9 protein-coding genes and 2 pseudogenes are annotated in these 12,494 nt (G+C 72.2%); 10 read left to right on the top strand and 1 reads right to left on the bottom strand.

Annotated features, from left to right (window positions below):
* Positions 1 to 391, top strand: a pseudogene (locus EYA84_RS32495) (type VII secretion-associated serine protease mycosin); the annotation flags it as partial.
* A 7-nt stretch (positions 392 to 398) separates the two neighbouring features.
* Here EYA84_RS32495 and eccCa read toward each other — a convergent pair.
* Positions 399 to 4,346: a type VII secretion protein EccCa gene (gene eccCa / locus EYA84_RS15580; RefSeq protein WP_201272399.1), complete on the bottom strand. Its 3,948-nt coding sequence runs from the start codon at positions 4,344 to 4,346 to the stop codon at positions 399 to 401.
* 185 nt (positions 4,347 to 4,531) lie between these two features.
* Between eccCa and eccD the strand changes: the two genes are divergently transcribed.
* From eccD to EYA84_RS15535, 9 genes and pseudogenes are all read left to right on the top strand, one after another.
* A complete protein-coding gene (eccD, locus tag EYA84_RS15575; RefSeq protein WP_131053796.1) occupies positions 4,532 to 5,929 on the top strand; it encodes a type VII secretion integral membrane protein EccD in 1,398 nt (465 codons plus the stop codon).
* Between the two features lie 5 nt (positions 5,930 to 5,934).
* Positions 5,935 to 7,332, top strand: coding sequence for a type VII secretion protein EccB (gene eccB / locus EYA84_RS15570; protein ID WP_161594978.1), 1,398 nt, complete (start codon positions 5,935 to 5,937; stop codon positions 7,330 to 7,332).
* A gap of 58 nt (positions 7,333 to 7,390) precedes the next feature.
* Entirely contained in the window at positions 7,391 to 7,690 is a 300-nt protein-coding gene (locus tag EYA84_RS15565; RefSeq protein WP_131053794.1) for a hypothetical protein, read from the top strand.
* A gap of 28 nt (positions 7,691 to 7,718) precedes the next feature.
* Positions 7,719 to 8,015: a WXG100 family type VII secretion target gene (locus EYA84_RS15560; protein ID WP_131053793.1), complete on the top strand. Its 297-nt coding sequence runs from the start codon at positions 7,719 to 7,721 to the stop codon at positions 8,013 to 8,015.
* 13 nt (positions 8,016 to 8,028) lie between these two features.
* Positions 8,029 to 8,352, top strand: coding sequence for a hypothetical protein (locus EYA84_RS15555; RefSeq protein WP_131053792.1), 324 nt, complete (start codon positions 8,029 to 8,031; stop codon positions 8,350 to 8,352).
* 45 nt (positions 8,353 to 8,397) lie between these two features.
* A complete protein-coding gene (locus tag EYA84_RS15550; protein WP_131053791.1) occupies positions 8,398 to 10,497 on the top strand; it encodes a hypothetical protein in 2,100 nt (699 codons plus the stop codon).
* 14 nt (positions 10,498 to 10,511) lie between these two features.
* Positions 10,512 to 10,982 (top strand): YbaB/EbfC family nucleoid-associated protein, encoded by a 471-nt coding sequence (locus tag EYA84_RS15545; RefSeq protein ID WP_131053790.1) that lies wholly within the window; start codon positions 10,512 to 10,514, stop codon positions 10,980 to 10,982.
* Entirely contained in the window at positions 10,979 to 11,314 is a 336-nt protein-coding gene (locus EYA84_RS15540; protein ID WP_131053789.1) for a hypothetical protein, read from the top strand. The genes EYA84_RS15545 and EYA84_RS15540 overlap by 4 nt, the downstream gene beginning before the upstream one ends.
* Before the next feature lie 29 nt (positions 11,315 to 11,343).
* Positions 11,344 to 12,494, top strand: a pseudogene (locus EYA84_RS15535) (hypothetical protein); the annotation flags it as partial.

Below are 12,494 nucleotides of genomic sequence, written 5' to 3'. Positions count from 1 at the left end.
CCACTACCGGGTGGGCGGACCCGCCGTCGCCGCCGCGTACGTCGCCGGGGCCGCCGCGCTGGTGCGGTCGTACCGGCCGGAGCTGACCCAGGCGCAGGTCCGCGACCGGCTGCGACTGACCGCCGAACCACCGTCGGCACCGGGCGACCCCCGGCTGGGCGCCGGCACCGTCGACCCGTACGCGGCGGTCACCACGATCGACCCGACACTGGCCGACACCCCGACCCGCGAACCGGTACCACCCGCCGTCCTGGCCTCGGTCCCGGCGCCCGATCCGGCGGTCCGTCGCGCCGCCGTGGCGACCACCCTGCTGCTCCTGTCGACCGCCGTGGCACTGCTCTCGATCGCGGTCCTGCGGCGCGGCCGACGCCGCCGGTGGAACCCGCGCTGACCACGGATCATCCGGCGGCAGCGGCCACCGCCCCGGCCGGCGGCGACAGCTCCGGCGGCGGCGTCCACGCGGTCTGGATCAGTCGATGCCCCCGGCGGGTGCAGAGCAGCGCCCGCCCCGGCGGCAGGATGCGCGGCTTGGTGTTGCCGAGCAGCGGCCCCTCCGACGGCGGACAGGACAGCGCCAGGTCAGGGCTGTTCGTCTCCTGCAGACGGCGGATCAGCGGATCCATCGACATCCGCATCACCCCGGCCGCACCTCGGGTCAGGACCAGGTGGAAGCCGATGTCGGTGCCCTGCGGCAGGAACGGGATCAGTGGCGCGAGCGGGCTGTCGTGCCCGGCGAGCAGGTCGTAGTCGTCGACCAGGACGAACAGTCGAGGCCCGGTCCACCAGTCCCGGCGACGCAGTTGCTCCGGCGTGACGTCGGTGCCCGGCATTCGGCTGCGCAGCCCCTCGACCGCACTGGCCACCGTCTCCTTCGTGGCTCCCGGCGACACCGAGTACCCGAGCCGGTAGGGGGCGGGCACGGAGTCGAACAGCCGACGACGGTAGTCCACCACCATGATCCGGGCCTCCTTCGGCGTGAACCGCCGGGTCACCCCGTCGACCAGCAGGCGCAGCAGACTGGTCTTGCCGCTCTCCGTGTCGCCCAGGGCGGTCAGGTGCGGCACCTCCTCGAAGTTGTGCCAGACCGGCTGCATCCGCTCCTCGTCGATGCCGAGGGCCACCCGCAGGTCGCCGTCCGGCGGCGGCAGCTCGGTGGCCGGCAGCAGGGCCGGCAGCGTACGCACCGGCGGCGCGGGCGGCCCGGCCCAGAAGTCCCGCACCGACGCGGTCAGGTCGCGGGCCCCCTCGGCCACGCTGTCCGCGTCACCGCAACCGTCGATGCGCGGGAGCCCGCCGAGGAAGTGCATCTTCTGCGCGGTCAGCCCCCGACCGGGCAGGTGCGGCACCGTGGCCGCCAACCGCAGGTCGATGGCGGAGTCGACGGCATCACCGAGACGCAGCTCCAACCGGGTGCCGAGCTGGTCCCGCATGCCGTGGTGCACCTCGGACCAGCGGGCGGCGGTGAGCAGCACGTGCACCCCGAAGTTCAGCCCCCGCGCGACGATCTGCCGGATCGCGGTGTCCGCGGCCTCGAACTCCTGCCGCAACGTGAACCAGCCGTCGACCACCAGGAACACGTCACCGTACGGGTCGTCGGTGATCGTGCCCTCGGCCCGCGCCCGCCGGTAGGTCGCCATCGAGTCGACGCCGAGACTGCCGAAACGCCGCTCCCGCTCGGTGACCAGGGCGCCGATCTCCGCGACGATCCGGCTCACCCGGTCGATCTCCAACCGGCCGGCGACACTGCCCACGTGCGGCAGGTCGGCGATCGTCGACAGCGTGCCCCCACCGAAGTCCAGACAGTAGAACTGCACCTGCGCCGGACTGTGGGTCAACGCCAACGCGCAGATCACCGTACGCAGCAACGTGCTCTTGCCGCTCTGCGGACCACCGGCGATGCCCACGTGCCCACCGATGCCGGCCAGGTCCACCACCATCAGCTCACGGACCTGCTCGAACGGTTTGTCCACGAACCCCACCGGCACCGCCAGACGCCCGGCACCGGGCCAGTCCGCGGCCCGCAACCCGGCCTGCGGATCCGGGGCCAGCGCCGGCAGCAACTGATCCAGGGTCGGGGCGGCGGCGAGCGGTGGCAGCCACACCTGATGTGCCGGCGGCCCCTGATCGGTGAGCTGGGAGACCACGACCGACAACACGCTCGGCGCCGCCACGTCCGCCACGTCCGGCGTGACCTCCGCCGCCGAGGGCACCTCCACCGGAGTGCGGTACGGCACGTGCTCCAACAGATACGGCACCAACTGCCGCTGCACCACGTCCTGCCGGGACCGCACGGCCCTGGGCCGGTGCGCGCCGGAGACGTACGCGGCCTTGAACCGGATCAGCGTCGACACGTCGGTCCGCAGGTAACCGTTGCCGGGCTGACTGGGCAACTCGTGCGCGTCCGGCACACCGATCACCGACCGCGACTCCATCGACGAGAACGTCCGCAGTCCGATCCGGTACGACAGGTGCGACTCCAACTGCGCGATCCGACCGTCGTCGAGGCGCTGACTGGCCAACAGCAGATGCACCGCGAGCGACCGCCCCAACCGGCCGATCATGACGAACAGGTCGATGAAGTCACGGTGTGCGGCGAGCAGTTCGCTGAACTCGTCGACCACGACGAACAACGTGGGCAACGGATCCAGCGGAGCTCCCTGGGCGCGGGCACGTTCGTAGTCCAGCGCCGAACTGTAGCCACCGGCCTGCCGCAGCAGCTCCTGCCGGCGGACCAGCTCCCCGTGCAGGGCGTCACGCATCCGGCTGACCAGCGCCGCCTCGTCGGCCAGGTTGGTGATCACCGCCGAGGTGTGCGGCAGCCGGTCCAGCCCCAGGAAGGTGGCACCGCCCTTGAAGTCCACCAGGATCAGGTTCAACGTCTCACTGGAGTGCGTCGCCGCGAGTGCCAGCACGAGGGTACGCAGCAGCTCGCTCTTGCCCGAGCCGGTCGCCCCGATCAACATGCCGTGCGGGCCCATCCCGCCCAGCGCCGACTCCTTGAGGTCCAACTCCACCGGCGCGCCGTCGGAGTCGACGCCGATCGGCACCCGCAGCCGGTCGGTCGCCGACCGGGGTGCCCAGGCGGCGTCCAGGTCCAGCCGGCTCAGGTCGGCGACCCCGAGCAGCGCCCCCAGGTCGAAGTCGGAGTCGAGCGCCTCGGCGGCGGGCTCGGCGGCGACACCGAGCCGGTACGGCGACAGGATCCGCGCCACCGCCCGGGCCCGGGCGACACTGAGCCGGTCGGCGCGGGCCAACGGCGACCGCTTCTCCCGACCGACCGCGTCGTGCCGCACCATCTCCAGCCGGTCCTCGACCAGGTCGAGCCAGAGCAGATGCCGGGGCGTACTGGCCGGCGCGGTGCCGATGTCGACCAGCACCGCGTTGCGGTACCCGCCGGAGGCTATCCGGGCCCCGGTCGGGATCCGCCCACCGTCACACACGACCAGCACGTACGGCTCGTCGCGACTCGGCGTGGCACCCTGCTCGTAGCGCGGCCGGGCGAGGAAACCCTCACCGAGCAGCCGCTCCACCCCCTCGATGCTCTCCGCGACCAGCCGCGTGGGCCCGGCCGCGTCCTGCTCGACCGGATGCTGGACGTGCGGCAGCCACTTCGCCCACTCCCAGTCGGCGGTACCCTCACCACCCAGACACAACGCGAGCACCACCTCCTCGGGCGCGTGCAGTGTCACCAACTGAGTGATCATCGCGCGCAGCACCGCACGGACACCGTCGGCGTCACCGGTGAACCGGATCAGCGCGAAACCACGCAGGAACACCGCGACCGGCTGGCCCTCAAGCGTGCTGTACGCCTTGATGAAGCGGCGCAGCGACTTCGCCGACAACGGCTCCAGATCCTCGATCGGCTTGGTCTGCAACGGCACGATCGGGGTGGCCAACCGCGCTCGGCCGGTGCCCAACCGCACCTCCAGGAAGTCCGGATGGCTGGCCCGCCGCTCCCACCGCCGCGACGTCATCGCCACCGACCACAGCGCACCCGGGTCGGGATGCCGCCAGGCACCCGCGTCGCGCTGCTGCGCCACGGTGCGTCGCACCCGGCGGCGGTTCTGCGCCAGGTACCGCAGATAGTCGCGGCGGTCGCCGCCGAGCCGACGTTTGCGATCACCGCCGGAACTCATCATCAGGCCGATCAGCATCCCGCCCATCGCGACCACCATCAGACCGATCATCACCCAGGTCATCGCGCCCCGGCCGCCACCGACGAACATCAGCATCATGACGCCGGACATCACCATCATCGGCATGATCGTCATGACCTGACGCAACCCACCGGACTGCGTCTCGGGCAGCTCGGGCGGCTCCTGGAGACTGATCTCGCCCGCCGGCATCTCCGGGCCGTTACGCCGCGCCGGTCGCCGGAACACCACTGTGGTCACGGTCCGCCCTCCCGTCCCTGCTGCGGACCGCCCGACCGACCGCCCGCGCGCTCCTACTACGCACCGATCCGGGCGACGGGTCAGAAAAAATTCCGCACCCGCGTTGAACCGCCTCGAAGACGGCCCGTAGAGAGGGCATGACCATCACCGTTGGTGAGCAGATGTGCCGACTGGTCGTCTGCGGACCGGACCGGCAGATCGAGCTGGCCGTACCCGCCCAGGTGCTGGTCGCCGACCTGCTGCCGGCGCTGCTGCACCACCTCGGCGAGGACCTGGCAAACACCGGTCTGCTGCACGGCGGCTGGGTGCTGCAACGCCTCGGCGCACCACCGTTCGACGAGGACGGCACCGTCGCCTCCCTCGGCCTCCGCGACGGCGATACAGTGCACCTGCGCCCGCGCGCCGAACAGATCCCGCCGGTCGACTTCGACGACCTGATCGACGGCGTGGCCACCGGCGCCCGCGCCCGGTCCGGCCTGTGGCAACCGCAGATGGTGCGCTGGGCGGCGCTCGGCGTACTCGGGGTGCTGCTCGGCACCGGCGTCGCCGTGCTGGCGGCACCCGGCCCACCCGTACCCCGCCTGCTCTGCGCGGCCGGGCTCGCCCTGGGCTGCCTGGCTGCCGCGTTCGCGCTCACCCGCGCCGTCGGTGACCGGGCCGCCGGCACGGTGTTCCTGGTCGCCGCCGTCGCACACGCCGGCCTCGCCGGACTGCTGGTGCCGGAGACCGGCCGCCCCGACGCCACCCTGACGGTGGACGGCCCCCGGCTCGTCGTCGCGGCGACCGCCGTGTTCACCACCGCCGCCCTCGGCCGGATCCTGCTCGGCCGGGCCGGTCCACTCTTCGCCGCCGTCCTCACCGCAGCCCTGTTCACCGCCGCCGGCGCCGCACTCGCCGCGTTCGTCCCGATGAACACCGTCCGGGCCGCCGCCGTCGTCGCGGTCGCCGCCACCATCGCCGGTACGGCCGTCCCGCTTCTCGCGTTCCGCCTGGCCGGACTGCACCTCGAACCGCTGCCCGTGCAGCCCGAGCACCTGCAGGACGGCATCGACCCGGAGCCGAGCGAACCGTTGCTGGCCCGCACCGTCACCGCCGACCGCTACATGACCGCGCTGCACACCGGCCTGGCCGCCGTCACGCTCGGCGCCCTGACGCTGGTCGGCGCCGCCGACGGCTGGGCGGCACCGACCCTGGTCGTCCTCGTCGCCGCCGTACGGCTGCTCGCCGCCCGCCCGATGACCAGCGCGTGGCACCGGCTCGCACTGTGCGGACCAGCCGTGGTGGGACTGGCCACGGTCCTGCTGCACGTGAGCACCACCGGCACCGGCTGGCCGCGCCTGCTGGTGCCGGCCGTCCTGGTGCCGATCGGCGCGGCACTGCTGGTCACCACCGCCCGAACCCTGCCCGGTCGACGGCTCATGCCGTACTGGGGACGCATCGGCGACCTGACCCACACCCTGGCGATGGTCGCGGTCTTCCCGGTCCTGCTCGCCGTCCTGGACGTCTACGCCTTCGCCCGGGCGTTGGGCGGCTGAGGGCCGTGCAGTCACGTCGGGACCAGGTGCAGGCCCAGTCGTACGTGCTGGGTCGACTCACCGGTGCGCTGGTGGCGGGGGAGCCGGAGACACCGGAGAACCCGCACCGTCGCATCCTGGTCGGCAGCCTCGCCGGACTGCTGGTCGCCGCCCTGGTCGTCGCCGGCTTCGCGGTCTACGGATTCCTTCGCCCCGGTGGCGCCGACAGTTGGCGACAACCACGACAACTCGTCGTCGAGAAGGAGACCGGCAGCCGGTACGTCCTCGTCGACGGCACGCTGCGCCCGGTGCTCAACTACACCTCAGCCCGGCTGATCTTCGGTGCCGCTCCCAAGGTCGTCTCGGTCTCCGGCCGCTCACTGGCCGACGTGCCACGAGGCCGCCCGCTCGGCATCGTCGGCGCCCCCGACGCCCTGCCCGCACCCGGAGCGCTCAAGGGCACCGCCTGGCACGTCTGTGCACCGGCCACCCGGGACGGCGCGGGCACCCAGGCCACCACGACCACCCTGGCGGTCGACCGGTCGACGACCGACACCCTGCTCCCCGCGGACCAGGCGATGGTCGCCCGCGTCGCGGCCGGTCCGACGTTCCTGGTCTGGCAGGGGCACCGCTTCGCGTTGACCCGCGACTGGCTGAGCCGGGCCTTCGGCTACGACGGCGTACCCGTCCTGGTCGAGCCCGGCTGGCTGGAGCAACTGCCGGTCGGCCCGGACCTCGCGCCGGTGCCCGTACCCGACCGGGGCCGACCGGGACCGGAGGTGGACGGCCGTCCCACCCGCATCGGTCAACTCTTCGTGGTCCGCGTCGCCGGCCTGCCCGAACGTCACTACCTGCTGCACCGCGACGGGCTCAGCCAACTCGGCCCACTGGCCCACGGCCTGGTGGAGAGCGACCCGGACACGGCCCGGGCGTACCGGCCCGCGCCGGTGGCACCGACCGCGATGAGCCCCGCCGCGCTGGCCCGGTTGCCGGTCTCCGCCCAGCCGACCGTCCCCGCCGACCTGCCACCCACCCCGCCGACCCGGGCCGATGCCGGGCCGGGCCGGGTCTGGTGCGTGCAACACACCGACGGCGGCGGCATCGGGGTGACGTCACGACCACCCCTGACCGCACCGGCCGCCCGCACCGTCGACGGCACCGGGGTCACCCGCACCGCCCAGACGGCCGGTGCGGTGTCGATCGCCCCCGGGGTCGGCGGTCTGGTCCGGCTCGGTCGCCCCGGTCAGCTTCCCGGCACCGGCTACTTCCTGGTCACCGATGCCGGGATCAAGTACCCGCTCGCCGACCCGTCCGTCGCCGAGGTCCTCGGCTACCGCCCGGACGGCGCGGCGACGGTGACCAGACCCCTGTTGGACCTGCTGCCGACCGGACCGCTGCTCGCCCCCGAGCTGGCCCGCAGATGACCGGCGCCGCGACCGCGACGGCCGGACAGACCGGACACCCGACACGAAGGAGAGCGAGATGCCCGCACAGAACGAAGTAGACGAACAGACCATCCGCCAACTGCTGTCGGCGTTCGAGGTGGCGATGGCCAACTGCAACGCCGCCGACGCCAGCGTCGACGCGGTCAACTCGTCGATGCAGTGGCACGGCGAGGCCCGCACCCTCTACGGACAGGAGCTGTCCAACTGGCGTGGCGGCCTCAACCAGGTCCGCAACGGCCTGGAGATGCTGCGGACCGCGATGGGTCAGTACCTCCAGGCGACCAGCAACGCCGAGCTGGAGACCTCCTCGCACTCCCGCTGGTACCAGGGCGACTGATCGCCCCCCACGACGAAAGGAATCCCCGATGGCCACCTACGGACTCAACCCCGACGGACTGCTCGGCAGCGGCGAGGAGTTGCGCGGCGTCACCCGGTCGATCGACAACGCCCTCGACGAGCTGAACGCCGTCGTCAACCGGTTCATCACGATGAACCTCGGCGGTGCCGCCGAGTCGTACCGGGCGGCGCAGACCGTCTGGGAGGGCGGGATGACGACGATGAACAACTCGCTCGGCTCCGGTGCCGTCGCCATCGACCGGATCCGCGAGACGTACCAGGTCGCGGACGCACAGGGCGCGGCCCTGTTCCAGGGCAACCTCTGAACGGGGTACGAGAATGCCGATCCACGTCGACGACGGGATGCTCAACGACTTCGTCGCCGTCAACATGACCCTGGCCACGCAGGCGCCCGGTGCTGCCCAGGGCCCGATCAACAACCTGGTCATCCGTCCCGGACACGAGAACTTCGTGGTCGGGCAGACCCTCGCCAACCTGATCCGCACCAACGGCTCCGCGATCCAGGCCCGGCTGGACGAGATCGGCACGCTGTCCGCCACCCGAGGGCAGCAGTTGCGGGCGTTCATGGCGCTCACCGACGGTGCCGAGACGCTCAACGAGATGTCGGCCGCCGAGTTCGGCAGCCGACTGCCGGCCTTCTGACCACCCTCGGGCCCGGGCACGACCTGCGCCAACGGAAGGAGCAACATGACCCAGCCTGGTGACGCGTTCACCGGCAGCCGGTCCATGGAGTGGATGCCGGCGTTGCGGGACGTGCTCGGGTCCGAGGAACAGGCGGACCCGGGGGTCGCGGCCCGTAACACCTGGATCCAGCTCGACACCTCGTTCTGGCAGGTGACCGAGAACGGCAACCAGAGCCCGTGGAACCACTGGATGCCCGGTGACCAGGAGGGCTGGAACCGGATCACCCTCTATCGCAAACGCCGGCACGGCGGCCGGGACTCCCGGATGTACTTCCAGCTCATCCGGGGCTGGGTCACCTTCTTCGAGGGCGGCGACGACTCCCCGGCCAGCCATTCGCAGCGGACGGTGAACGCCAGCGGTCCGATCGTCTCCGGCATCCGCGCCAACCAGTTCCTGGACGCCCAGACCTTCTCCGACGCCGCCCACCTCTACTGGCAGGTGACGGACTGGCTGATGAACGGCGGCCAACCGGCCGTCCGGGCCGTGGTCGACCGGATCGACCAGGACCGGGCCGGCTTCGACGGCACGGCCGCCGACGCGTTCGTCTTCGCCATGGCCGACATGGCCCGGACCATGCTCTATCTCAAGGAGAACATCACCGAACAGGGCGACTGGGTCCAACTGCTCAACGACAACAGCACCGCGATCGGCACCTTCAAGACCGCGATGGAGAACGCCTGGAACGCGTTCGTCGCCTACCGCTACCACGACCCGAACTGGCTGGTGTGGGAGGTGCTGCGCGCCATGGAGCGCCAGGTCGACGAGCACGACGCGCGGACGAGTAGCGGGACCTGGACGGCTGGGCCCGAACAGCCGTGGACGTTCTCGTTCCCGGACCAGGGCCTCGGCACGTACGACCTGATGAGCAACGACGGCTGGAACCAACTGAACGATGCGATGAAGTCGACCTGGGTCAGCAACCTGGAGGCGTTGAACCTCGCCTCGGTCAACGCCACCCAGGCGCTCATCACCAGCTTCAACCTGACGATCCAGGCGATGCGGCGCGGGGTCTTCCCGCTGTACCGGGGCGTCTACTACTCGCCGCAGGACGACAACCCGTTCGGCAACGGTCCGAACAACCCGTTCGGCAACGGGCCGGGCGGGGGCGGCTCCGGCGGCTCCGACTTCGGCGGTGGTCCTGGCGGTGACGAGTTCGGCGGCGCGAACATCGGCGGCGGTCCGGGAGGTTCCGGTTCCAGCGGATCCTTCGACCCGTCCGGCCTCGGTGCCGGGGGATCCGGCGGCGGTTCGGGCGGAGCGTTCGGCGACGGTGGCGCGAGTGGGGGGTCCACCGGCGGGCCGTCCGCCGGTGGATTCGACCCGTCCGGACTTGGCGGCGGCGGATCCAGCGGCACTGTGGGCCTCGACGGGCTGGGCGGTGGTACCGGTGGTGTCGGCAGCGGCGGCGCGGTCGGCCCCGGCACCCTCCTGCCGGGCCTGGGCGGTGGTGTCGTCGGTGGTGCGCCCGGTGGCGGGACGTCCGGCGGCGGTTCCCGGCCCGGTTCCGGTGGTAGCGGCGGCCTGGGCGGCCTGACGCCGCCGCCCACGTCATACCCCTCGGTCGTCGACCCGGGGGCGGTCGGCGGTGTGGGTTCCGGTGGCTTCGACTCCGGCGGCTCCTCGGCCGGCCTCAACGGCGGTGCCGTCATCGGTCCGATCGGCGAACCACCGCCCGGCTACGTGGCGGGTTCGGCGCTACCCGGCTTCGCCGGTGTGGCCGGCAACGGCACCGGCGCGGTCACCAGTGGCGGGTTCCTGGCCGGTGCACCGTTCGGACCCGCTGGGGCAGCCGGCGCCGCCGGCGCCGGGATACCCGGGATGGGCGGCATGGGCGGCTTCCCGATGATGCCGCCCATGGGTGGCATGGGACAGGGCGGCGGCCGCGACACCGACAAGGACCGCGAACGGAGCACCTGGCTCGCGGAGGAGGAAGAGGTGTGGGGCACAGATCCCGACTGCGCCCCGGCCGTGATCGGTCGCGACGACCTCGACGAGGCGGACTCCGGTGAGGGTGTGCGTCCCGGCCGGTCGAACGTGCCGTCGCGTGGCCCGGGATCGCCGTACGGCCCGACGCACCGGGACACCACCCGGCGCCGGAACTAGGAGGAGGTAACGACATGCCCGGTCCGATGCAGGACCAGATCGAGCAGGCGTACGCCGAACTGGCCGCCAGCCAGGCGGCGATCGCCGACGTGCAGTCCCGTCTGGACGGCTCCGAGACGAGCGTGACGTCGAAGAACCGGGTCATCACGGTCACCGTCAACAGCCGTGGCGATCTCGTCGACATCCGGTTCCTGAGCCGGTCGTACCGCAGCATGCCGTCGGCCGAGCTGGCGACCCTGCTCGTCGACACCATCGGAGCGGCCCGACAGCAGGCCCAGGCAGCCGTCGCCACCGCGTTCGCCGCAGTCCTGCCGCCCGGGATGCCGGTCCTCGACATGATCAACGGAGAGGCCGACTTCGAGTCGATGATGCGCGACGCGATCCGGCTGGTGAACGACCCATGGCCCGGCGCCGATCCGCCCCCGTCCCGGCCGACCGGGGCAGCGGCGGCAGACAGCGGTGACGGCGCCGGGAGCCGACCGTGAGCGCCCCGCTGTCGGCGGACACGGACCGGCTGCGCCAGGAGGCGTTCGCCGCCTACTTCGCCCACATGCAGGCGGTCGTCGAGACGTTCGAGGGTGAGGTGGGTGCGAACACCCCGGTCGTGCTCAGCGTCCGCGGCGAGGTCGACGAGGCGGTCGCCGCCGACCTGGACCGCGAGTTGCCGCTGGCGAGGTACGTGCTGACCGGCCTGCGGGAGCTGGCGGTCGGCGACGGCAGCCGCGTGGCGGATCTGGCCGCGTTGCTGGCCAGGTACGAGGCGGAGAACGGGGACACGGCGACCGGCTGGTCCGGCAACGGTCCGGTGCGTACCTGACGGTGCCGGACCGGGGGAGGTGAGCGGAGATGGGAATCGAGGCGTCGGACGACCTGGCCGGTTTTCTCAAGTGGATCTCGGGGGAGGACTTCCCCGGGACCGACGAGGACCGCTTGTTCGGGCTCTCACGCGCCTACAGCGGCGCGGCTGACGGGGTCGACTCCGCCCTTCCGCTCCTGGTGGACGCCGTCCGCTCCATCCGACGCGGTGTGTCCGGCCGGGCCGACGAGGCGTTCGTCGAGTCGATGCAGGGGTACGTCCGCAATCCCGGCTACCTCGCCGCCGCCGCAGAGCAGTTGCGTGACCTCGGCGCCAAGAGCCGCGCCTCGGGCACCCAGGTCCAGTACGTCAAGATGATGATCATCGGCGCGTTGATCCAGCTGATGATCGACTTCATCGTCGCCCTCGCCTTCTCGTTCTTCAACCCGGGCGCGGCCCTGAACTGGCTGGCCGCCCGGGTCGCCGTGTTCCGCTTCCTGGTCCGTACGCTGCTCGGCCGGCTGATCCAGATGGTCGCCGTCAACCAGGTGGTCGGCATCGGCCTTCAGGTGCTGATGGACGCCATCGTCCAGCGGCTGCAACTGTCGATGGGCACCCGCGACCGCTGGGACGGCAAGCTGACCCGCGACGCCGCAGCGGTCGGCGCGCTCGGTGGCGCGGTCTCCACCTTCCTCGGTCCGGCGATCAACCTCCTGGCCCGGCGGCTCGGTGGCCCCGGTGCGCGAGCGCTGACCGACGCCGGTGCCGACTCGGTGCCTCCGCCCGGCAATACGTTCCGCCAGGCGCTGACCACACCCGAACCCAGGCCGACCGGGCGTCAGGCCACTGCCGACGCGGCCGGTGAGATGGCCTCCGAGGCCGCCGTCGAATACCTGACCGAGGGACTCTACGGGGTGATGACCGGCCAGGGATGGAACGTCGGTGGTGCGGCGGCGGTGTCCGGTGCGGTGTCCGGTGCGGCCAGCGCCGCCGGCACGAACATCGGCGACGCGATCCGGCCGGACCCCGACGGCAGTACCCGCGACGCCGAGCCCGACGACCCGGGGCCCCCTCGCACGACGCCGACACCGGATCCCACCTCGAAGTCCTCGTCCCCACCGCCTGATGGCCCCCCGCCGCCCTTCGACGGCCCGTCGTCGGCGGACACTCCGCCACCACCCGGCCCGGACGGGCCGGGTGG

The sequence above is a fragment of the Verrucosispora sp. SN26_14.1 genome (assembly GCF_004307965.1).
Taxonomy (GTDB): Bacteria; Actinomycetota; Actinomycetes; order Mycobacteriales; family Micromonosporaceae; genus Micromonospora.
Note: the sequence above shows the minus strand (reverse complement) of the source record. Positions and strands in the feature narration are given on the sequence as shown.

What these genes read in the sequence shown, in the direction of transcription:
- eccCa (WP_201272399.1), bottom strand. Translation starts at nt 4,346, where the DNA reads ATGCCGGCGGGCGAGATCAGTCTCCAGGAGCCGCCCGAGCTGCCCGAG.
- eccD (WP_131053796.1), top strand. Translation starts at nt 4,532, where the DNA reads ATGACCATCACCGTTGGTGAGCAGATGTGCCGACTGGTCGTCTGCGGA.
- EYA84_RS15565 (WP_131053794.1), top strand. Translation starts at nt 7,391, where the DNA reads ATGCCCGCACAGAACGAAGTAGACGAACAGACCATCCGCCAACTGCTG.
- EYA84_RS15560 (WP_131053793.1), top strand. Translation starts at nt 7,719, where the DNA reads ATGGCCACCTACGGACTCAACCCCGACGGACTGCTCGGCAGCGGCGAG.
- EYA84_RS15555 (WP_131053792.1), top strand. Translation starts at nt 8,029, where the DNA reads ATGCCGATCCACGTCGACGACGGGATGCTCAACGACTTCGTCGCCGTC.
- EYA84_RS15550 (WP_131053791.1), top strand. Translation starts at nt 8,398, where the DNA reads ATGACCCAGCCTGGTGACGCGTTCACCGGCAGCCGGTCCATGGAGTGG.
- EYA84_RS15545 (WP_131053790.1), top strand. Translation starts at nt 10,512, where the DNA reads ATGCCCGGTCCGATGCAGGACCAGATCGAGCAGGCGTACGCCGAACTG.